Source organism: Stenotrophomonas sp. YJH_SMC_8, assembly GCF_059371315.1.
Map to the genome: position 1 here is coordinate 134,753 of NZ_JCAFUL010000009.1, position 21,550 is coordinate 156,302.

General features: G+C 61.5%; 23 protein-coding genes. 14 read left to right on the forward strand and 9 right to left on the reverse strand.

Annotation, left to right across the window (positions count from 1 at the left end; genetic code table 11):
- Window positions 1-167: 167 nt before the first annotated feature.
- Complete coding sequence (locus tag AC5P88_RS13165; RefSeq protein WP_111112679.1) at window positions 168-1,121, reverse strand: alpha/beta fold hydrolase; 954 nt, start codon at window positions 1,119-1,121, stop codon at window positions 168-170.
- Window positions 1,122-1,289: 168 nt separating this feature from the next.
- Between AC5P88_RS13165 and AC5P88_RS13170 the strand changes: the two genes are divergently transcribed.
- From AC5P88_RS13170 to AC5P88_RS13180, 3 genes are all read left to right on the forward strand, one after another.
- A complete protein-coding gene (locus AC5P88_RS13170) occupies window positions 1,290-1,859 on the forward strand; it encodes a TetR/AcrR family transcriptional regulator (RefSeq protein WP_111112677.1) in 570 nt (189 codons plus the stop codon).
- A 116-nt stretch (window positions 1,860-1,975) separates the two neighbouring features.
- Entirely contained in the window at window positions 1,976-2,398 is a 423-nt protein-coding gene (locus AC5P88_RS13175) for a nuclear transport factor 2 family protein (RefSeq protein ID WP_495225295.1), read from the forward strand.
- A 230-nt stretch (window positions 2,399-2,628) separates the two neighbouring features.
- Window positions 2,629-2,940, forward strand: a complete 312-nt coding sequence (locus tag AC5P88_RS13180) for a hypothetical protein (RefSeq protein WP_329859891.1) — start codon at window positions 2,629-2,631, stop codon at window positions 2,938-2,940.
- 17 nt (window positions 2,941-2,957) lie between these two features.
- Here the strand turns inward: AC5P88_RS13180 and AC5P88_RS13185 are convergent, their stop codons facing one another.
- The 3 genes from AC5P88_RS13185 to AC5P88_RS13195 form a co-directional block, all read right to left on the reverse strand.
- The gene (locus AC5P88_RS13185) at window positions 2,958-3,428 is read right to left on the reverse strand and encodes a hypothetical protein (protein ID WP_495225247.1); all 471 of its coding nucleotides are present in this window, start codon (window positions 3,426-3,428) and stop codon (window positions 2,958-2,960) included.
- Window positions 3,429-3,785 carry a hypothetical protein gene (locus AC5P88_RS13190; RefSeq protein ID WP_329859895.1) on the reverse strand — a complete coding sequence of 119 codons (357 nt, stop codon included), beginning with the start codon at window positions 3,783-3,785 and terminating at the stop codon, window positions 3,429-3,431.
- A 459-nt stretch (window positions 3,786-4,244) separates the two neighbouring features.
- On the reverse strand, window positions 4,245-5,000 hold the full coding sequence (locus AC5P88_RS13195; protein WP_495225248.1) for a tetratricopeptide repeat protein: 756 nt from the start codon (window positions 4,998-5,000) through the stop codon (window positions 4,245-4,247).
- Between the two features lie 224 nt (window positions 5,001-5,224).
- Here AC5P88_RS13195 and AC5P88_RS13200 point away from each other — a divergent pair, with 224 nt between their 5' ends.
- From AC5P88_RS13200 to AC5P88_RS13240, 9 genes are all read left to right on the forward strand, one after another.
- Window positions 5,225-5,536: a hypothetical protein gene (locus AC5P88_RS13200; protein ID WP_495225249.1), complete on the forward strand. Its 312-nt coding sequence runs from the start codon at window positions 5,225-5,227 to the stop codon at window positions 5,534-5,536.
- Window positions 5,537-5,609: 73 nt separating this feature from the next.
- Complete coding sequence (locus AC5P88_RS13205) at window positions 5,610-6,074, forward strand: hypothetical protein (protein WP_495225250.1); 465 nt, start codon at window positions 5,610-5,612, stop codon at window positions 6,072-6,074.
- A gap of 360 nt (window positions 6,075-6,434) precedes the next feature.
- Complete coding sequence (locus tag AC5P88_RS13210; RefSeq protein ID WP_495225251.1) at window positions 6,435-9,083, forward strand: RHS repeat domain-containing protein; 2,649 nt, start codon at window positions 6,435-6,437, stop codon at window positions 9,081-9,083.
- Window positions 9,084-9,096: 13 nt separating this feature from the next.
- Entirely contained in the window at window positions 9,097-13,011 is a 3,915-nt protein-coding gene (locus AC5P88_RS13215) for an RHS repeat domain-containing protein (RefSeq protein WP_495225252.1), read from the forward strand.
- 2 nt (window positions 13,012-13,013) lie between these two features.
- Window positions 13,014-13,358 (forward strand): DUF6984 family protein, encoded by a 345-nt coding sequence (locus AC5P88_RS13220; RefSeq protein WP_495225253.1) that lies wholly within the window; start codon window positions 13,014-13,016, stop codon window positions 13,356-13,358.
- A gap of 180 nt (window positions 13,359-13,538) precedes the next feature.
- On the forward strand, window positions 13,539-14,024 hold the full coding sequence (locus AC5P88_RS13225; RefSeq protein WP_495225254.1) for a hypothetical protein: 486 nt from the start codon (window positions 13,539-13,541) through the stop codon (window positions 14,022-14,024).
- Window positions 13,967-14,338 (forward strand): virulence factor TspB C-terminal domain-related protein, encoded by a 372-nt coding sequence (locus tag AC5P88_RS13230; RefSeq protein ID WP_495225255.1) that lies wholly within the window; start codon window positions 13,967-13,969, stop codon window positions 14,336-14,338. The genes AC5P88_RS13225 and AC5P88_RS13230 overlap by 58 nt, the downstream gene beginning before the upstream one ends.
- Complete coding sequence (locus tag AC5P88_RS13235; protein ID WP_495225256.1) at window positions 14,335-14,970, forward strand: TraX family protein; 636 nt, start codon at window positions 14,335-14,337, stop codon at window positions 14,968-14,970. Before AC5P88_RS13230 ends, AC5P88_RS13235 begins: the two co-directional genes overlap by 4 nt.
- Window positions 14,971-15,032: 62 nt before the next feature.
- Window positions 15,033-15,827, forward strand: a complete 795-nt coding sequence (locus tag AC5P88_RS13240; RefSeq protein WP_495225257.1) for a hypothetical protein — start codon at window positions 15,033-15,035, stop codon at window positions 15,825-15,827.
- Window positions 15,828-15,868: 41 nt separating this feature from the next.
- On the opposite strand, the gene AC5P88_RS13245 is transcribed toward AC5P88_RS13240, so the two are convergent.
- Window positions 15,869-16,228 (reverse strand): DUF3653 domain-containing protein, encoded by a 360-nt coding sequence (locus tag AC5P88_RS13245; protein WP_495225258.1) that lies wholly within the window; start codon window positions 16,226-16,228, stop codon window positions 15,869-15,871.
- Window positions 16,229-16,784: 556 nt separating this feature from the next.
- Complete coding sequence (nudI, locus tag AC5P88_RS13250) at window positions 16,785-17,216, reverse strand: nucleoside triphosphatase NudI (protein ID WP_057502819.1); 432 nt, start codon at window positions 17,214-17,216, stop codon at window positions 16,785-16,787.
- A 180-nt stretch (window positions 17,217-17,396) separates the two neighbouring features.
- Here nudI and AC5P88_RS13255 point away from each other — a divergent pair, with 180 nt between their 5' ends.
- Together AC5P88_RS13255 and AC5P88_RS13260 are read left to right on the forward strand one after the other, a co-directional pair.
- A complete protein-coding gene (locus tag AC5P88_RS13255; protein WP_495225259.1) occupies window positions 17,397-19,580 on the forward strand; it encodes an AsmA family protein in 2,184 nt (727 codons plus the stop codon).
- Window positions 19,581-19,654: 74 nt separating this feature from the next.
- Window positions 19,655-20,140, forward strand: a complete 486-nt coding sequence (locus AC5P88_RS13260) for a TspO/MBR family protein (RefSeq protein WP_495225260.1) — start codon at window positions 19,655-19,657, stop codon at window positions 20,138-20,140.
- A gap of 16 nt (window positions 20,141-20,156) precedes the next feature.
- Here AC5P88_RS13260 and AC5P88_RS13265 read toward each other — a convergent pair whose 3' ends face one another.
- The 3 genes from AC5P88_RS13265 to AC5P88_RS13275 form a co-directional block, all read right to left on the reverse strand.
- Window positions 20,157-20,450, reverse strand: a complete 294-nt coding sequence (locus tag AC5P88_RS13265; RefSeq protein WP_495225261.1) for a hypothetical protein — start codon at window positions 20,448-20,450, stop codon at window positions 20,157-20,159.
- A gap of 76 nt (window positions 20,451-20,526) precedes the next feature.
- Complete coding sequence (locus AC5P88_RS13270; RefSeq protein ID WP_495225262.1) at window positions 20,527-20,745, reverse strand: hypothetical protein; 219 nt, start codon at window positions 20,743-20,745, stop codon at window positions 20,527-20,529.
- Between the two features lie 101 nt (window positions 20,746-20,846).
- On the reverse strand, window positions 20,847-21,539 hold the full coding sequence (locus AC5P88_RS13275; protein ID WP_495225263.1) for a Rossmann-fold NAD(P)-binding domain-containing protein: 693 nt from the start codon (window positions 21,537-21,539) through the stop codon (window positions 20,847-20,849).
- Window positions 21,540-21,550: the final 11 nt, after the last annotated feature.

Sequence of the window (21,550 nt, forward strand, 5' to 3'; positions counted from 1 at the left end):
CTCCGTTGGAGGTTAACCCTTCATCAAAGTGCGGAACGCGCTCCATCGTTGGCCTGAAATCCCACGGCCGCAATCGTTCACTGACGTGGCAGCCGAAGCTCATCCGGCGCCGGCCCTGCTTCTGGGCAGGAAGGGCTCCGCCATCCCAACGGAGCCCCCCCGGTCACTCACTTTTCCTGCAGGAACGTCAGCAGGTCCTGGTTGACCCTGTCCTTGTGGGTGTCGGTCAGGCCATGCGGTGCACCCGGGTAGACAATCAGCCTGGCGCCCTTGATGAGCTTTGCCGATTGGCGACCTGAGATATCGATCGGCACGATCTGGTCGTCGTCACCGTGGATGACCAGCGTGGGCACATCGAACTTCTTCAGGTCCGCGCGGAAATCGGTGGCCGAGAACGCGGCGATCGAATCGTAGGTGTTCTTGTGGCCGCCCTGCATGCCCTGCGCCCACCACGCATCGATCAGCCCCTGCGACACCTTCGCGCCCGGGCGGTTGAAGCCGTAGAACGGGCCCGACGGGATGTCCTTGTAGAGCTGCGCGCGGTTATCCAACTGTGCCTTGCGGATGCCATCGAACACTTCGATCGGCAGGCCGTTGGGGTTGTCGGCGGTCTTCAGCATGAACGGCGGCACCGAGCTGATCAGCACGGCCTTCTTCACTCGCCCGGTGCCATGCCGGCCGATGTAGCGCGCCACCTCGCCGCCACCGGTAGAGAAACCCACCAGGGTGACATCGTGCAGGTCCAGCGTATTGATCACCGTGGCCAGGTCATCGGCGTAGTGATCCATATCGTTGCCGTCCCACGGCTGGCTGGAGCGACCGTGACCACGACGGTCATGCGCGATCACGCGGTAGCCATGATTGGCCAGGAAGAGCATCTGCGATTCCCAGCTGTCCGAGTTCAACGGCCAGCCGTGGCTGAAGGTCACGACCGGGCCGTCCTTCGGACCCCAGTCCTTGTAGTAGAGCTGCACGCCGTCGGCGGTGGTGATGTAGCTGGCGGTGCGCGCGATGGCGGTGACCGCCGCCGGCCTGGCCGGTTCGGCGGCCTGCGCGGACAGGCCGGCCTGGAGCGAAAGGGCGAGGGTGGCAATGGCCAGTGAGCGGGCGAAGGTATTCATGCGGGAACTCTCATGGGTGGGTGGTGAGGCGTACTTTGCGCCCGTAATCAGGCGTCCGGGTGATGCACTGTCCGGATTTCTTGATAGATCGTCTTGCACGGATGTGCGCGCACGAATCGCCTGCCATCGCTTGTTGACGAGGGAGAATGATCGTTCTACCTTGTGATCATGAGCAAGGCCACCACCGACACCCAACAGAAGATCCTGGCCACGGCCGAGGCACTGATCTACCAGAACGGGATCCACGCCACCGGCATGGACCTGCTGGTGAAGACCTCTGGCGTGGCGCGGAAGAGCATTTACCGCCACTTCGAGAACAAGGACGACGTGGCCGCCGCTGCACTGAGGGCGCGCGACGTCCGTTGGCTGGCCTGGTTCCGGCAGGAGTGCGACAAGGCTGATACCCCGGAAGCACGCATCCTCGGCATGTTCACCGTGCTCAGGGATTGGTTCCAGTCCGAGGGCTATCGCGGTTGCGCGTTCATCAACACCGCGGGCGAGGTCGGCGACCCTGCCGATCCGATCCGGGAGATCGCGCGGAACCACAAGCAGAAGCTGCTCGATTACACGCTGGAACTTGCCGGGCAACTTGATGTGGAGCAGCCGGCGGTACTGGCCCGTCAGCTGCTGGTCCTGATGGAAGGCGCCATCACCCTGTCGCGCGTGATGGGTGATTTCAGCGCCGCAGACACCGCGAAGGATGTCGCGAAGCTGTTGTTGGAACAGGCCAAGCGCTAGCGCCTGAGTACGCCAGATCGTTTGAAGCAACTCGTATATCCATCTCGATTGGAGGTCTCCCCGTGTCCGCAGAACAATCCCGTCCGCCGCTTCCTCCGTTCACCCTTGAATCGGCCATGCAGAAGGTGCGCCTTGCCGAGGATGGCTGGAATTCCCGCGATGCCGACAAGGTGTCGCTTGCCTATTCGCTCGACACCCAGTGGCGTAATCGTGCCGAGTTCACCAACGGCCGGGAAGAAGCCCGGCAGTTCCTGGCACGCAAATGGAACAAGGAGCTCGAGTACCGCCTGATCAAGGAGCTCTGGGCCTTTACCGAGAACCGTATTGCGGTCCGCTACGCGTACGAATGGCACGACGACTCCGGCAACTGGTTCCGTTCCTATGGCAACGAAAACTGGGAGTTCGGAGAGGACGGCCTGATGCAGCGCCGCTTCTCGAGCATCAACGACTTACCGATCAAGGAAAGCGACCGCAAATTCCATTGGCCGCTGGGGCGTCGCCCGGATGATCATCCCGGGCTGTCTGAGCTGGGTATGTGATTCCCGCTGAGGCGCCATCCGAAGCGCGCTCAGGTACGATGGGGCGGCCGGCATCTGCGCCGGCCGGGGCAGGGGTGCAATGGATATGCAGGCAGGGGGCGGATTCGATCCGCTGGCAAAGACCGATTCGCAAGAACTGACATTCCACTGGCTTTACCAGCGTGTGCAGGGGCTGGCCGAATCGATGGGTTCCGCTCACTGTTACTTCTCCGTTCGTCACGGCATGCCTCGTGGTGGAGCTCAGTAGTTTCGTTGTGGCCGGCATTCTTGCGGCCCGCAGGGGTATCCGCCAGTTCAGCCAGCCGCGGCTCTCGCACGCCCAGGAAATGGACACTGAGTTCGCTCATTGGCAAGTCGTGATTACTGACCTCCGCTGCTTCCCCAGGGTCGAGCGCGAGCGGCGACTCAAGTTCGTCAGCACCTTGCGCACCAACATGGTGGGCTGGATGCTGATCGGCCTGCGCACCCGCCTGGACACTTATGTCGCCCTGCTTGAGGGCTCCATACAAGAACCCGAACCGGACGTGGTAGCGCCCTTGTAGAGCCGAGCCATGCTCGGCTATTCCGTCACACATCGCGCCCCATCAGGCACTCCACCAGCGAGAACCCCCAGCATCCGATCCATCAAAACGGGCTCCGGCACACCAGCAAGCACTTGTTCCAGGTAGTCCAATGGCTGCAGCTGCCGTTGCAGCAGCGCTCGCAGCAGTAGAGCGTCGGGTGCCCGCTGTTCTGCATCCAGTGATTCCTGCATCAACAGGTGCTGAGAGCGCCTCTCCAGCCACAGCACCGGAACGCCTCTGCAGAGAATCTGGAAAGCGCCGTCTTCATGCCGTTCGACGAACTGGAAGCCATGCCTCGGCCGTGCCTCGACGAACTGGATCGCCTGGCAACGCAGCTGCGAATAGCGCTCACCGGAGATGCTCTTGAACGCGAGAGGCGAGGGCATGGGGCGCGCCGATAACTGACGCTGTGCCGCAACCAATGAGGCGATGCACAGTACCAAGGCCGCCCAGCGGTGCCACACCACTCAACCCTCCGGCTGCAGCCGCGTGCTGGCGTGCGCGGTGAGTCCCATCCCGGCCATGATCAAACCCTCCATCACCCGCGGGCCGACGTACTGCTCCAGCTCGCCGTTCTCGCGGGCGCGCTGCGCGGCCAGCAGGATCTCCAGCACCACGCGCAGGCCCGCCAGCGAGCAGTCAGTATCGGCCAAGGCCAATCGTCGGCCGGGCATCTGATGGCGCTCTGGCCACGGCTGGCCATCGGAGGCGACGCCGGAACCGATGCTGTGCAGCAGGGCGATGAGGGTGTTCGGGTCCAGCGTGGGGCCGTTGGCGGGCGCGTCGTGGATGGGGTGCGGGGCAGGGGAGTGGGGCTTGGTCATGGCAGGGCTCCTTGCGTGCAGGCAGAAGCCGCCACCGATAAAGGTGGCGGACGATGCGTGGCTCGAAATCCGGCGTGCAATCAGACCGGCAGGCGCAAGGCCTCCACGCACCGCCCGCCATAGCCGGCAGACGGATTGCCAGCCGGCACCACCTTGGCGATGGTGCCGACTGGCAAGCGTAAGTCACGATTACACAACCGGGATTTCGAGGCCCGACCACCTGTTTTCGGTGGCATGGCAAGGAATACGCCCGGTTGTGCGCGATGCCAATGCAGTAAGGCTGATGCCGTCACCACATTCAACATTTTCAGAATCGTTGCATTCGGCGCAACGGGAACGGATCCTTGCGCTGCAAGGCTAACGGCGATGTGGGCTGTGGATGACTGCACACTGTCGGCATCCACCCGGCCGGGTCATAAGCGAGACGGATGCGACAGTTTTGCCAGGGGCTATCAGGCGTCAGTAACTCTTGAGCGCGGCTTTGGTCCGCTCCAGCCATGCTGCATTGTGGCTGCGCGCATGGCGGGACCAGTGCTGGGCATCGTCGATGATGCTGGCGAACAGAGTGCGGGCCTGCTCGCGGTCGGCAGGCTGCGGCTGCGCCATCAGCCATTCTGCGTACAGGCAGCGGGCGGCCGCATCGTTTCCGCATTCCACGGCGCGCTCGAACGCGGCGCGGGTGCCGGGCGCCTGGGTAGCTGCCAGTGCCTGCGCGTAAAGCAGGGTCTGTTCCGGCTTGCGGCGCACATCCGGGTGGCGGGCGAACAGGCCATCCAGCGTTTCAGACGCGAGCGCGGGCTGCCCGGAATCGAGGCGGGCACGCGCCAGGCCGGTCAGGATGTAGGGATCGTCGCCCAGTGGCGAACTGGCCGCCTGCTCAAACAGGGTTCTGGCTTCCTCGGCCTGGCCGGCATCCAGCAACGTCATGCCGAGGCGAACGCGGTTCTGCACGGTAGGTGTGCGAGCCAGCTCCGTGCGGGCGTTGCGCAGATCCTGGCCTGGGTCCATTAATTGCTTGGCGGAGCGGATGGCCTGTCGGGCGCCGCGCGAGTGGCGGACTTCCGGGAAGTAGATCGCCAGGAAGTAAACGACGCTGCCGAGCAGCGGGAACGAGAAGAGCAGGATGAGCCAGTAGAGGCTCTGGCCCGAGCGGATGGCGTGCACCGCGAAGTAGATGGCTGCCAGTACGTGGAGTCCGATTCCGATATAGGGCATGTGTGCCGCCTCGTCCTTGTGAGGGGTGGAACTATAGTGGGGGAGGGGTGGGGCGCCAATGGGGTGCTGCCGAATAGGCGTGACGCGTCACGTTAATGAGGGCAATTCCTGCGACGCACCGTGCTGCAAGTCACTATCAGGTGGGACGGCACATCGCGGAACTGCACCTCCAACTTATCAACCCATTCTCTAGCCTGGATCGACCTTTACCCGGAGATGATCAAATGAGGCCGTACAACATCGCCCTTTCGGCGATCGAGTCCTTTTACTCAGTCGAAACCGGTGATTGGCCCGGAATGATTGAGTTGTTCGAAGAGCGGCTCGAACAGGTACAGGTGTACAGGGAAGGCGTAAGGCGGGAGCTCTACGAGAGCTTGAGCGATTCCGAATTCTGCTGGAGATCGGCACTCTGGAATGACGATTGCCATGTGGAAGAGTTTGATACGGAGGAAGGTGCACGCTCTTTCATCAGGAGCGTTGTACTTCCTGCGGTCGAGCGCGCCTTCAGAAAGATGCAGGCTTCGCCGAGTATCTGAGACTAGGTGTCGCCACTGCCACTGCTCTCACGATGGCTACAGAAGGGCAACAAGAGGATCAATGGAATCATCCATGAAGATGCTACGAATGCTGCGCGCTCCGTACTCGTACGCCTATCTCGTTGCTGCCAACCTGGAGGTATTTTCTGATTTCGACGGAAGTTGGCGGCGCATTGGCGCCTCCATCATCGTTGCACTCTACATGGTCCTCCAGGCGCTTTTCGTGATCATGCTGACGAGATACTTGGGGAGTGGCCTCTTTGAAGGCAGGAGCAATCCGCCATTCTGGGTGATGCTGATCGCAGCGTTTGTGCTGGTATGGCTTGTCTCAGGGGAGGTAATTAGACATGGTGAATCTCTGGTCGCTGGACATGACGGCAAGTGGAAAACCATCCTTGCGATCTACCTGATACCAGGGGCTGGCTTCGGATGGATGCTTCTCTGGAAGCTGTACGTGCCATTTGCGTTCGTGCACGCCGCCATTATCTATCTTCTCTACTTCTCGTATGGTCGATATGTTGAATGGAGACCGGACTGATGGGGCCTCTATTGGAGAACGGACAAGGCCGATGCCTATGCGTAGCTCGTCCTGCCCTTCCAGCTCATTAACGCCATCTGACGGTTATGCCCAGCTGATGCCATCCCAACGCGCAGGAGAATTCTGCCGCCTGAAGCTTGGACATCGTGGTGACAACCAAGGAAGGAGGAGCCGTAAGCGCACGTACAGTCACGCTCATCGGTATCTGGCTGTTCGGCCTTGGTCGGCATCGGCATTGCCTAGCCTTCCAAAATAGCGCCTCGCAGAGAAGGGCTTGACAAGCCAAGGGGAGGGGGCGTAATTCTTCGCCTGAACAAAAGCTGAGTCGCGCACCAATCTTCAGTCAAGGATGTAACGGACATGATTTCTGCTAGGGACAGGCGGGAGGGAAAGGCTCCCCGCACTACTTATCGCAGCCTGCGGCTTTGCTCGCTCATCGCGGGCGTGGCCCTTACGTTCGGGGCCGGATTCGAGGCCTCAGCCCAGAGCGGGATTTTCAACTACCAAGAGTATGAGAAGCGGGTAAAGAGCGCGCAGTCGCTTGCCGCCATTTCTGCCGATCAGGTGTTCGGGGATCGGACTTCGGGTTTCGACGGCAGCACCGAGTTCTTTGTCGAAGACGTCTCCATTCCCGGTAATTTTGATCTTCCTGTCAGTGTCGCCCGGCGCTTTGGAGTGGAGGCGGTCAACCGAGGCCTTCGCTATAGCGAGGCCAAAGGGCTGACGCTCTTCGACGACTGGGAAATCGTTGTCCCCCACATGTCTGGCGTATGGACCAAGGGCGCTGGTTGGATCACGGGCGATCGAGGGGCGCAGACCACCCAGCGTTGTACGGTCAACAAGGCGCCCTTCCTATTGGAGACATGGGGTTATGCCAACATCGGCTTTGGCATCGACGTGAAGTGGCAGGATGGAAACGGCGAGGAACTTCTGATTGCTGACGATCCATCCTACGCCTCGGCACCAGGCTTGGAGGCGCCCAAGTGGATGACGGCCTCCAGGGCGCGGTTCACTTGTCTGGCCGCAACGCGCAACGGCTATCCGGGCGAGGCGTTTGTTGGGCACACCCCTGATGGAAAGAAGTACTTCTTCGACTGGGGCGTGGAAAGGCCTTATGCGACGGCTCAGTTCAGCGATGGCGCTGCCAATCGTTCGGTGGGACGTAAGCGGGTCTATCTGCTGGCGTCGCGTGTGGAGGACCGCTATGGGAACTGGGTGTCCTACAGCTACGACGGGGACAAGCTGACCAAAATCGAGTCCAGCGACGGTCGCCGGATTGACCTGAGCTACGACGGCGACGGCCGGGTGACCAGCGTGACCGCCAATGGGCGCGTGTGGCGATATACGTACGTAGGCGACACCGACAGCAATGACGGCGGCTTGTCCCAGGTGGCACTTCCCGATGGTTCCGCGTGGACCTACAGTCATCGCGGGCGGCTTCAGTCCAGCTTTCCCTACCGCAAAGCCGATGATGAAGGCGGGTGTGAGATCCGGGCCGGCCAAGAGCCTCCGCCCACGCAGATGACGGTGGTCTCACCCTCAGGTGCTCGAGGTGTATTCGACTTTGAAATGGAGTTGTTTGTTCGCTCCGATCCGTGCAATGGGCTGACGCCCCCATACTACCAAGCCTGGTCCCTGAAGAAGCGCACCATCACCGGGCCCGGCCTGCCTTCGATGGTCAGCACGCGAAGCTACAACCTGCAGTTGCCGGGAAGCGGTCGCTGGTCCAGCCTGACCAAACCGGATGGAACACAGATTCGCGAGCGCTATGGCGCAAATCCAGCACTGAATGAGCGCAAGCTTCTGCAAAAGCAGACGCTGGACGCAGCGGGCCAAGTACAGCGCGACGAGTTCTACACCTATACCTTTGGCTCCGAGACCGGCCCGTTCAGGGCACGGGTTGGGCACTCGATCGGGGTCCAAGCGGGTCAGTTCCTGGCAGGTATGCTTAGTGCGCTGAGCGAGAGCCAGTTCTCTCAGGATGGTGATACCTATCGTGCGGTCTACAGCGACTTCAACCGCAATGCTCGTCCGGCGCGGGTGACCTACACCGGTCCTTCCGGAACCAAGGCCGAGATCAGAGAGCATCTGGATACGGCCAGCCCTTGGGTCCAAGATCAGGTACTGAGTGTCAAGGAGGCTGCATCGGGCAAGATCACTGCACAGTACGCCTATGATGGTATGGCCAAGCCCAATGCCGTCTATCGAGCCGGGGCCTTGCTGCAGAGTGTTACTTATGCGTCGGATGGCACGATCAGTGCAGTGCGGGACGGAAAGGGGAACGAAACGCAGATCCAGGACTGGTATCGCGGCGTGCCGCGATTGGTCATCAATCCCGATGGCACCACCAATCGCATGTCGACAGATGGAAACGGGTGGATCACCTCCACCACGGACGCGCTACAAAGGACTACTTCCTATCTGCACGATCCGATGGGCCGCGTGCGCGAAGTCCAACCGCCGATCGATGAGAACCAGTGGGCCAAGACTACCATCTCGTTCCGTCAGGTCGCGGCCGATGAGTACGGCCTTTCGCCGGGGCACTGGCGAGTCGACAACGCCCAAGGAGCACGTCGTCAGGAAACCTATTTGGACGCGCTTTGGCAACCACGCTTGGTCCGTGAGTACGATGCCAACGACGTCACCGGCACCCAGCAATGGGTTAGAAGCAGCTACGACACCGAAGGCCGTCCGACGTTCACCTCCTATCCTTCAAGGGATAGCGCTATGGCGACCGGCACCTGGACCGAGTACGACGCGCTCGGAAGGAAGACCTCTTCGTCCCAAGACAGCGAGCAGGGCCTGCTGATCACAACCTTTGGCTACAGCAGCAATGCCACGACCACTGTCGTCGACCCGCTTGGCCATCAGACCATTACCCGTTTCGATGCCTTTGAGGGGCCGGACTATGAGAAACCGGCACAGATCATTCGTGCCGACGGTAGCAAAGTCAGCATCAAACGCAACGCGTTTGGCCTTACGACCGAAGTAGCCCAGTCCGCCAACTGAAAACATGTCAAGGATGGCACGCGTGAACGCTGAAAAACTGCGCATGGCCGCAGCGGTTCTGCTGGGGTTAGTCCTCATCTTCCTTGGCCAGGCGGCCCAAGCCCAGGCTTGGATTGAGCTTACTGGACCGGCCCAGACCTCCTATACGGCGCCTGCGACCTATCAGTTGCAGGTTAAGAGTGGCGTCAGAGGCACTGGCCCCAAGGCCGAGTACCTGTCAGGCATACAGCTCACGCGCAATGGCCAGGTGATCTCCCGGATTCCGAATGGGACGCAAACCGAAAGTGGCCTGTCGCCGGGAACATATCAGTATGTTTTCAGGGCGCTCGCCATACGCAACGGCAATGGTGATGAGTTCACGCGGGAGCTGACCTCGCCGGTCATCACGATCACGGTGGCCGCGCCACCAGCCCCCTTTGACGGGGCGGAGTATGTATCGGCCAGTTGGCCGAACTCGGCTGATCGAGGAACCCCGTTCAGCGGCACCGTTACTTTCCGGAACTCGGGCAACACGACGTGGCGAGCGGGCGATGGCTATCGCCTTGGGCAGGCCGCCGAGCGCTATGTCGCCAGCGCCGTCAAGCTCGGGATTGCCGAAGTGCCCGTTCCCCACGACGTGGCTCCGGGCGGGACGGTGACGATCTCCTTCAACGGGGCGGCGGCCACTGACAACGGACCGAGCACGGTTCAGTGGCAGATGAACCGCAACGGTGCTCGCTTCGGAGGCACCAGTAGCGAGCAGACCTTTGAGACGACAGGAAGGCTCAATCGCGGCGTCATGTATGAGCAAGAGGTCCCGACCAGCATGGAGGCGGGACGGACCTATCGCGTCAAGCTCAAATTCGTCAATACGGGCAATACCACCTGGTCGGCATCGGCAGGTTACGCGCTGGGATCCTGGAATCCCAATGACAATGGGCGCTGGGGCAAGTCGCGGGTCCCGATGCCCAACGATGTGATTCCCCAACTACCGGCGTTCTTTGAATTCGATGTGGTTGCTCCGCCATTGCCTGGTGTCTACAGCTTCCAATGGCGGCTACTGGAAGAAGGGAAGGAGTGGTTTGGCCGGGAAAGCGACAACGTCCAGGTCACGGTCACCGGCCCGCCATCCAAGGTCATCGGCAACATCGATGGCGTTACCAGCGATGGCCAGATCAGTGGTTGGGCATGCTCAACGGGCATCGAATCTTCGATTGACGTTCATGTCTACACCGGCGGGGCCGCTGGCAGTGGCGGAACGATCTTCCTGATCGGCAAGGCGGATCTGCCGGGCGAGCCCGCCGTGGCCGCCGCATGCAAGGCGGGCGGCACCCATCGTTTCTTGATCCCAATGAGCAACGAGCAGCGGCGTCAGCGTAGCGGGCAGTCGATCTATGTCCACGGGATTTCGCCGGTTGGACAGCCCAACAGCGCTATTGGCGGCTCGGGTGCCTTCGTCGTTCCTGCGGCTCCTACTGGCACGCTTTCTGCGTCCCCGGCGATGTGCCAGATTGCATCGGGTTCGCAGACCTGCAACGTCACCTTGGCCTGGTCGGCCACGGATGCGCGCGCAGAACTCAAGCGTGAGGGCGGCTCAGTGGCGGGCAGTGGCACCAGCGGCTCCGTTGTTGTGCCCATCGGCGCTGGATCAAATCGTTTTTTGCTTTCGGTCGCCGGCGATGTAATTGCCCAGGCGCTGGCCACCGCAAAGGCCGCGCCTACGGCGCCCGTCAATCCAGACAATCCTGCCCCAACCGTTGCCCGGCAATACGTCTATGACGACAACCTTAGCCTGTGCAAGGTCATCGAGCCAGAAACAGGGGCGACCGTGCTTGGCTACGATGCGGCCGGAAACATTGCTTGGAGTGCAACAGGACTCGATTTGCCCAGCCTGACGGCATGTGATCGTGAGTCACCGCAGATTGCTGCTCGTCGCATTTCCCGCAACTACGATTCCAGCAATCGCCTCCAGGCCGTTGTCTATCCTGATGGCCTGGGTGATCAGCAGCTGGAGTACACCCCTACCGGTCAGCTGAAGAGCGAACGGGTCTTCAATCAGGACCGGGTGCCGGTGTTGACCACCCGCACCTACAACTCACTCGGGGCGGTGGCCAGTCAGAGCCGTGTCGTGGGCAATGCGGGCGTGAGAACCTTGGCCTTCGGCTACGACTCGCTGGGACAGCACATCCGTACCGACTATCCCGATGGCTACTCCGTCCGGCAATCCGTGAACGCCTTGGGTCAGCCGGTGCGGTTGCAGGACGGTAGTGGTGCGGTGCTCGCCAGCAACATCGTCTACGCTCCCAGCGGCCAAGCCATCGCGCTTACCTACGGCAATGGCATCGTTCGTAGCGTGACTGAGAACGCGCGCCAACTGACCGGTCGCGTCGTCGACGGTGGTGTGGTCGATCTGAACTACAGCTATGACGCGGCGGGAAACATCACCCAGATCCGCGATGGCATGCGCGGTGATTCTGGGACAATCAGCCTGGGCTACGATCGCCTCGATCGACTGGTTCAAGCCAGCGCTCCAGCCTATGGCGGCAATGGGCAATACACGTTCGGCTATGACACGCTGGACAACATCGTCTCGATGCGACTGCCCGGCAAGCGCGAGCGCACGTTCCACTACGACGCCCGCAATCGTCTGGAGCTGTTGCGCGATCCAGGTGGCAATGGCGTGTCTGGCTTCTCCTATGACAGCGCCGGCAATCTGGCGGTGCGCAACGGCCAGAAGCTCACGTACGACGTGGGTGGTCAGCTCCGTTCGGTGGGAGGTGTGCAGAAGTACTACTACGACGGCGCCGGACTGCGTGCCTACGCATCAGCATCAACGTCGGCACCGACATCAGAAAATTCACCCGGGTTGGGCAAGCCCCCCATCACCGGGACTCATGATTGGGATAACTCCATCCCAGGGGGCGGTGGCGGAGAGCTGGTTCTCTTGGCAGGTGATCTGGACCGCACCTGGCAGTACCTGGCGGGTGGGGAGCTGATTGAATCCACCCAGGACGGGGAAACATCCGACTACGTTTACCTCGGCAAGCGGCTGCTGGCGATTCGTACGAGCTCTGCCGCCGGCACAAAGCTCACCTACCTGCATTACGATGCGCTCAAAACGCTGGCGGCCACCAGTAACGCCAGTGGTGCGGTGCTCACGCGTCACTTTTGGTCGCCGTATGGCGAGGCCGACGCGGCACCTGCTGCGATGATTCCAGGCTATTCGGGGCACCTCACAGATGCCGACGCCGGGCTGGTTTACATGGGGCAGCGCTACTACGATCCGCAAGTGGGAAGGTTCCTGTCAGTGGATCCGGTGACGGCGCACAGCAACCCGGTGGGCGCGTTTAACCGGTATTGGTACGCCAACAACAACCCGTACAGGTTCATGGATCCGGATGGCCGCCAGTCCTGTGAATCGAGTTCAATGAAGTGCCATCCATCAATCGCGAGCTCTGTGACGACAACAGGTGGGATCCCGCAGGCGCCTGTTGATGGTGCGAAAGGTTCTCAGCCTGCTCAGGCATCCTCTAGCAGTCGATGGAATGACATTAAAAGCAGGCTTGGGCTACAAGGCGATTTGACGAAGAATGGAAACATCTTCGATGTAGGTGCCCTGGCTCACGACGTTTTTTATCCATTGATGGATTCCCCAGGGGGGGCAGGGTTTAAAGTTGCTGGCTTAGGCTTTCTGGCAGCAACTCTCAGGGCGGAAGGGCAGCTGGCCTTTAGAACGGGACACTATGCGAGTCGTCTCGAGTCGGCAGGATTGAGCGTATCGCGAACCGAGGCAGTTATTGGGCGCGAAGTTGCTAGGATTCGACCGAACATGGCGGTTGGCGCTGATGTTGTTGGCAGGATTCGAGTAAACGGGGTTCTCGTTGAATACAGGGCGAGGGCGCTGGCTGACGGTACAGTCAACGTTGGAACCATTTTTCCGGTGAAATGATGATGCGAGATATCTCTGATTTCGAGAAAAGTTTGGTCGAAGGGGTGGCGCAAAGGCTTCCGCCCCTTGAGGCGTCAAAACTAATTGATGACTTGATGTTAGCTTCCGTAGATGATTCATCCTCGGATCCAACTAGGATATTCTTCGTTATTGACGGTCATCCTCATCCGCCATATGCAGGGCAGCACCAATATCCCGTTGAAATCAGGCTGAGTGATGTGGATGGCGCGGATATAACTGCGGTATTGTATGCAAATGAAAACAATAATCTTTATGAACTTGAGCTTATAAGATGGGATGGCAAGGATATTTCTTGCCCAAATATTGACTCAATTTCATTTTATTGAGTCATATATTTATGACGCGACTGATGTAACTGGCGCTACAGGTGCGGGTACACTTGCGGTTCGGGCTGCTCGCGGTGGAGAGAATGCGGCAGCGGCGGCTGAATGCGCAGCGCACGGAGCTCTAGCCGAAAGAGTTGCAGCGAACATGTGGCCGGGGAGGTCGGCGGCAACACCGAGCCGATGATTGAACGGCTGGAAGGACACTGCCGTGAACTTGCCATCGAACTGCGAACGCCTGATCGCTCAGAGCGGATCGTGCGTCGTGCAGTGCGCGCCCACGAAGACCGCTTCCACAATGGCATCTGCCAGCGGTTATCGCCCGCGACGCGTCAGCGGCTCAATGCCTTGCTGCGTCCAGAAATATCGGAAAGTGAAGAACTTGTCGACGTTATTCAAGAAGAACCTGCAGGCAGCGCACCGGCCGTTCTACTGAAACTACGCGGCGGTCCTGGCCGGCCCAGCCTTGCCAGCATGCAGGACGAACTGGCGAAACTGGAACTGATCCGCAACATCAACCTGCCCGCTGACCTATTCGATCAGGTTGCACCGCGAGATCTGGAACGCTGTCGGAGGCGTGTATCGGTCGAAGCACCGCACGAAGCGCCGCCATGGTTTTCGAGTTCAAGCCACTGTGTGATTTCTCTCGGTACATCCGCGGCATGGTGATCGCATTCGCGGCCATCGTTGCTGCCTACATCACGGAGCAGGGCGCCACGTGCGTGATGGATCAGCAGCAATGCAGGCTCGTTGCACGTGAGGGCCAGTACGAGCCGTTCCTTGACACGAATCAGGCTAAGGCGCGGCGCATGAACGACTACCAGCAGTCGGCCTACTATCAGGAGGAATCCCGCCGCATCCGCAGCGAGGCGGGCGGGGCGGTGATGCAACACGTGGAGCGGGCATCAGGCACGTTCCCCGAATCCAAGGCGCATGAAACCAGCACCGTCCTGACCACCTCCACGGCGCCGAACCTCCTATGACCAGCAGCGCACGCGAACTGTTGAAGTGGCTGGTCGTGATCCTGATGACCGGGGATCACGTCGCCAAGGTGATCTACGGCGGGTATGTGCCAGGTCTCAGCGAAGTGGGGCGGGCGGCCTTCCCTCTGTTCGCGCTGGTGATAGCGTACAGCCTCGCCCAACCCGGCGCCGATGTGTTCAAGTCCGTTCGCAGGCTTGCCATTCGGGGGGGGGGCATCGCCCAGCCGGTGCATGCACTGGCCTTCGGCTACTGGATTCCGCTCAACATCCTGCTGACGTTTGCGCTGTGTGCCGCTGCCCTGTGCGCGGCCAGCGAACGCCGATGGGTTGTCCTGGCATTCGCCGCGGTGGTGCTGCCGTCATTCGTGGACTACCAGTGGTCCGGCGCGGGCGTCGTGTTGCTGGCGTGGTTCGGGTTCCGTACCGGCCGGCCGCTGGCGGTACTGGCCGGGTTTGTGCCGCTGTGCCTCTTCAATGGCAACTTGTGGGCCTTGGCGGCGCTTCCGATGGTCATGGTCCTGTCCGGCGTGCGCTGGCAGGTGCCGCGAGGCCGGTGGGCCTTCTATGGCCACTACGTATTACACCTGGCCTGCATTTCGGCCGGAGGATCGCTTGGCATATGGCAAACCTAGAACGAAGCCAGTTAAGCTCCTAGCAGCGAGATCGATCGGATCTGAACTGCCAAGGGGGCGGAATGTTTGACGACATAGTTAAGGGGATCCGGGAGTACGTATCTGACAGATTCATGAGCCCTTTAGGGGCTTCGCTCACGGTCTCATGGTGCCTCTGGAACTACAAGGCACTGCTGATAGTGCTGTCAGGTGAATCCGCGATTCGAAAAATACACTTGCTACACCTGATCTACCAAGAAAACGTCTACTCCGCAGTCCACCTGGCGGCTGGCCCCTTGGCTACGGCAGCATTCTACATTCTTGCTTTTCCTTATCCGTCCAACTGGGTCTATAGCTATTCCCTAAGACGCCGCAAGGAGGCTCTTGATCTGAAGCGTAAGATAGACGACCAGACGGTCCTTACGCACGAGGAGTCGCGCGCTCTTCGAGTGCAGTTCGAAGAAATGGACCTGGAGCACAGGTCTGCGACGCTGAAGCTCAATAGTCGCATTGACGCACTGAAGGAGCAGCTTAAGCAAGCCGTCGATGAAAGAGACGGTGCTCTCAAACAGTTGAACGACGTACGCGTCTCGGTCGCTGATTCAGTGACTGACGAGGAGCATGACGGAGTCCAAGAGATTGTTCTAAGCAAGCTTCAATGGCGCGTGATAGACGTACTTGGTCGTCGCGGCAATCAGGTTCCGATCTCAACGTTGGCGAACCTTCTTGAATTGGGCGAGGCGGCGGCTGGGATTTTGCTCGGAGATTTGGAGGAGATGGGCCTCGTCTACCGCGAAGATTATGACTTTGAAACTGACATCCCAACGCATGCCGGGTTGACAGAAGGCGGGCTTAGGCTGTTTATGAGCAACCTCTAGTTATCCGCGGGGTGTAGGAGCAGCGCCCCTACGGAAGCGCTTCACACGCGCTGGCGCGGCCTCGGCCCACGGCTCATGTAGACCACATTGGACGTCTCGGCGTCGGAACCGGGCTCACGTACGCCGAACCGTCGTTCTCGGCGAATTCTGATCGCTTCGGCTAGGTAGATGACACTGGATTTCGCCGTGGTCGACGCCTTCTGTGTAGCGGAGGTCCGAGGAGCCGCATCAGCCATCATCAGCCGCCATTCCCGCGCGATGTTGCAGGTCAGGGACCACCAGGTCATGTCGCAAGGCTCCAGTTGGTGACCCTCAGGGGTGAACATGTGTCCACCCTGGAATCCAAAACCGGCCCAGGGGCCGGTCAGGTCGATGCGATCATGGGGATCGATCTTGCTCATGCTGCAATCTCATCCTTGTTCGGGGAGCCAGCAGGGAGGCAAGAGCCAAGCCAGAGCCGGAGCCCACGAACCGTATTAGGACAGACACATCATTTCGCATAATGTATATTATGTTCAAGGCATCCCGTGGGGCGCTGGCGTAGCGCTCGCCTCAACCACCGACCTTGCCATGACAAGAAGCCAGCTTTCCCAGCAGGCCCCTTCGCGGCCTGGCAGCTACGGCTTCCTCCATCGTCCGATCAGGGTCTTGTACATGACCCAGGCGATCCAGCCGCAAACCAAGCCGACCCCCGCGACAATGATCTCTTCCTCTTCAAGGGCGGCGCCATTCAGTCCTTGATAGGCCACGAAAGCCAGCGCTCTCAATGACAGCAAGGCAAATAAAGCTATAGGTGCCCAAAGTAGGACCTTCATCGTTCTCCCGCCTCCAATCGCATCGGCCGGTCACTTGCCCTGACAGGAACGTGATTTCCGTCTGGCGTGACGCGTCACGTTAATAGCCTATGGTAGTCCGCTGGCGCAGGCCCTCGATATAGACCCGGTGCCTCTTCCTGCACTAGCTCGAAAGCAGCCCCTTCGCCAGAAGCGTGATTCGGGTCGCCGCATTGAGGTCGTACGCACCCAGATCCTTCGGCTCTACCCAGGCATGGGCATCAAACTCTTCGTTGATCGTAACGTCGCGATTCAGTGCTTCGCAGTCGAAGATCAGGTAGATCATGTGGATCTGCTCGCTGGAACCGTCCGGATAGAGCTTGGTGCGGATGTCGTCACGGAAGGTCCACGGTTGAACGGCACCGATCTGCAGCGCGTGCCCCAGCTCTTCGCGGATCTCCCGGCGCAGGCCTTCCTCGATGCGTTCGTCGGGCTCCAGCCCACCGCCGGACAGTGCCCATTGGCCTGGAAATGCACCACGATCCAACGGCATGCGGCACAGCAGGTAGGCGCCCTGGTTCTGGATCAGCGGGCATACGATGACGCGTTGTCTCACAGTGTCTTCCTTGGATATCGGATAGGTGCCGGATGGATTGTATGAAACCCTGTCCCACCTCGATGGGTTGCAATTGATTTAGCATGGCACGTCACAACGAACCTGCGCGGCGCGCCGGCTTCACATGCTGCCGCCGCTCACTTCGCAATAGTGCGGGTGTCCTCGTTGTTCGAGTGGTTCATGTCCCCTCCTCCTGCGTCCGCACATCACCTGCCCCGGCGATGGCGCATTGCCATCTACATCCTGCTGGGCTTGTATGTTGCCTACCTCCTGGCGGGCAACATCTTCCTCAACACGCCACTGTTCGACCAGGTCACCAACCGCAAGCCGCACAAGTTCGTGATGACCACGGGCCCGGCCATCACCTTGCTTCCCGGCCACGTGATCGCCTGGAACGTGCACATGCGCGGCCACGTCAACCACACCGTCTACGTGCTGCATGCCGACCGGGCAAGCGCCAGGCTGGCAGTCCTGCCGCTGCTCCAGCGCGAAGTACGGGTTCCGCGCCTGCAGGCCACGGGCGTGTCGGCCGAGATCAGCCGCGTTGAAGATGCCATTCCGCCGCCCCCGCGCAGCGACCAGGGCTGGACGCTGCGTTTTGATGCCATCCACAGCGACAGCATCCGCAGCGCCCGTTTCGGCAAACTGCTGATCATCGGCAAGGGCCAGGGCACGGTCGGCTTCGTCAAGCAGCTGCGCGGCGGTCCGTCGGAACTGCTGGATTCAACCGTAACGTTCAAGGGTGCGGACACCAGTTTCGACGGCGTGCAGCTGCTGGGCGACATGAACCTGGCTGCACGCTTCAGCTACCCACGCCATTACCGGGACCAGGCGCCTGGGCTCGCCAAACTGAAGATCCTGCGTGCCCAGCTGGACGTTGATGCACGCAGCCAGGGCCTGCGCATGGATACGGATGCCACCACCCCGAATATCTCCAGCGCCCCGGTGCCGGGCCGCCTGCAGCTCTCGGCACACCTGATCGGTGGCCAGCTGCAGGCTGGCGACCACGCGCTCTGGCAGGTGCCGCTCTACCTTGGCGACGGCGCTCCCGACCGCGGCGTGCTGGCCCTTCAGCTCAATGTGGCCAATGACCTGCGCCTGCAGGCGCGCCTGCCACCCCGGCCCGGCTCGGGCAGCGAAGTGGACGCGGACCTGCACATCACGGGCCGTGATATCCCCTTCCAGGATCCGGCCCAATTGTTTGAGCGCAGTTCCGGCACGGTGCGCGGCGAATGGACATTCACCTCGCTCAACTGGATCCCTGCCCTGTTCGTTCGCAAGCCGTGGCTGCAACTGGACGGCGGCGGCACACTGAAGGCCGACCTGCGGCTGCGCAACGGCGAGCTGAGCGAAGGCAGCACGGTGGACATTCTCTCTGCCGAAGCAGTTGCCGAGGTCGCCGGCGTCCGGCTTGCAGGTACCGCCAGCGCCCACGGGGAACTGAAGTCAGGCGCTCCAAATCAAGCGCTGCTTTCCGTGCGACTGCCCCGCTTCACCGCACGGCCCAACGGTGCCAAGGACGTGCGGCTGTTCGATGGTCGTGATCTGGCGCTGGACCTGACCGGCGACGGTCGCCTGCAGGAGCTGCGCAAGGGGGTGCGTGCGCATCTGAGTTTCAGCGAGGCCACGATTCCGGATCTGTCCGCCTACAACCGCTATCTCGGTTCAAAACAGGTGCGCCTGCTTCGCGGCACCGGCTCACTCAGCGGAGATGCCACCCTCGATACCGATGGCCGCGTTGGCCATGGCACGGCCCGCCTGCAGGGGCGCAACACCAGCGCGAAGGTCGCCGGCCTGGACATGGGGGGCGATGTGGACGTGAATGCAACGCTGCGCCGGGGCGACTTCAATCAGCGTCATTTCGACCTGTCAGGCACCACGGTCGAACTGCGCAACGTGCAGGTGGCCGGCACCGAACGCTCGACCGCGTGGAGAGGTCGCGTGGCCTTCAAGCGCGGCCGCATCGATGCGCAATCGCCCTTCCAGGTGGACGCCACCACCGACCTGACACTCAGCGACGCGCGCCCCTTGCTGGCGTTGTTCGCCGAACGCACGGACTATCCGCGCTGGACCCTGTCGCTGCTGGATTCCGGACAGGTGGATGCACAGGCCTCACTGCGCTGGCGCCCGGGCCATCTGGTGATCGATGGCCTGCAGGCCGAGAATGATCGACTGTCGGTGCGCGCGCGACTGGATCTTCTGGAACAGCGCAAGCGCGGCGACCTCTATCTGCGCTGGGGGCTGTTGGGAGCGGGCATCGAGCTGGATGGCGACCAGCGCCAGTGGCACCTGGCCAAGGCGCGCGAGTGGTTTGACGAGCGCCCTTCCCTGCTGCCTGCAAGCACTGGCGGGTCTTCAGACTGAAAGCTGCGGCGCCTGCATCCAAATGCCGCTTTCATGCGTATGCAGGGGCATACGGAGCATGGAGCAGTATCGGAATGAAGCGCGGTACACAGATTTCCGGGTTTCTGGGCTGGGTGGCGATCACCTTCGCTGCGGCCGCGTTGGGCGCGTGGGGATCTTCAACGGCGGCCACCTTCTATGCCTCGCTTGTGCTGCCCACGTGGGCGCCGCCGGCCGGTGTCTTTGGCCCGGTGTGGACGCTGCTCTATGCTTTGATGGCCGTGGCGGCCTGGCGGGTCTGGCGCGAGCGCGGCTGGCGCGGTGCGCAACCGGCGCTTCTGCTCTATCTGCTGCAACTGGCCGTCAACGCACTGTGGAGCTGGCTGTTCTTCGGCTGGAAGCTTGGCGCCGTCGCGTTCGCTGACATTCTTCTACTGATTGTGCTGGTGTGCGCCACGGTCGTCACGTTTGCGCGCGTCAATCGCGTTGCGGCGATATTGCTGCTGCCCTATCTGGCCTGGATCTCGTTTGCCTGTGCGCTGAACTACGCGGTCTGGCAGGCCAACCCCGCGCTGCTGTGACGGCAACGCACACCAATCAGGCCCGGGCAATCGCCTGCGGACGCCACGACCTCAGCAGGGACGGCTTGAAGGCCTGCTGGCCGCAGCCCGTGGGGCAGCGCACCACTCTGGCAGAAGAATGGCTCACCAGCCCCTGGCCTTCCTCTGCCTTGAACACCGTCTCACAGGAAAGGCAACGAGCCACCAGCGAATACAGATGCAGCAGACGGCCGCTGGCAGGATCCTGCAGGGCATCAACATCCAGCAATTCAAACTGGCAGCTGTCGGGCAGCATGCGATACGGGAGGGGTGGCAGCGTCTGCAGGTTCACGGGCGTGGCAACTGTTGAAGGTAGACCAACCCTAGGTCACCCCGTGTCGAGCCGGTGTGCAGCCCATATGCACCGGCTACGAAACCTCTACACGCCGGTGGGCGCGGTTCTGCCAGGGTGCCTGCCGATGTCCGTGCCCATCCCAGCCCGCCCTCATGCCGTTCCTCTCAGCCTGATGCTGAAGGAACACGCCCGCAGCACTCACGGCCGCCTCGATCAGCATTTGCTGGAACAGCGCATCTTCGCCGCGCGCGAGCGCTATCTGGGCTTCCTGCACGTGCAGTGGCAGTTCCATGCGAGCCTTGCGCCGCTTTACCAGAACCACCACGGGGGCGCAGCCAGATTATCGCTGATCGAGGCGGACCTGCAGGATCTGGGGGCGTGCGCACCAAAAGCTCAAGGCGCCGGATCAGGTGTTCCCGCTGCGATCCGGTTGATGTCCGCGCACTCCACCGTCGCAGGTGGATGCTCCCGTCCGGCCAGTGCGATCATCGCCTGGCCCACCGCCAGATTGCTGGTGACCAGTGAAGGGACGAGTACTCCAGCCAGTTTCATCAGCGGTGCGCCACCCCAGTACAAGGGCTTGAGCACCGCGTGGCGCGTGCCGGTTCCCGATACCGGCCGCACGCCGCCCGGGCGCAGCATCACGGTACGCACCGGCATCGTGCGGAGCGCCAGTTCGATTTCGCCCTTGATCCGCAGCGGCATCACCCGGCTCTGCGGGTCCGCGCCGGCGCCGGACACATACAGGAAGCATCCGTCGGGATTCACTGCCGCCCACGCGCGGGCCACGGCCAGTGTGGTGTCCAGCGTCACCCGCCGGTACTCGGCTTCGGCGGTGCCCACCGGAGGTGCGCCCGCGCAATAGAAGCACGCGTTGAAGCCAGCCAGATCGTCACGCTGCTCATCGATGCGCAGGAAATCCGGCACGACCCGCTCGCTGCCCGCACCGTTGAGGCTGCCCGGACGCCGTACCAGCGCGGTCAGGTGGCCGACCTGCGGTGAGCGCTGGCAGGCCAGCGCCACGCCCTGCCCCACCAGCCCGGCGGCGCCGGTCAACAGAACACGCAATGCTTCTACCCTGGCCATCACCGTCTCCT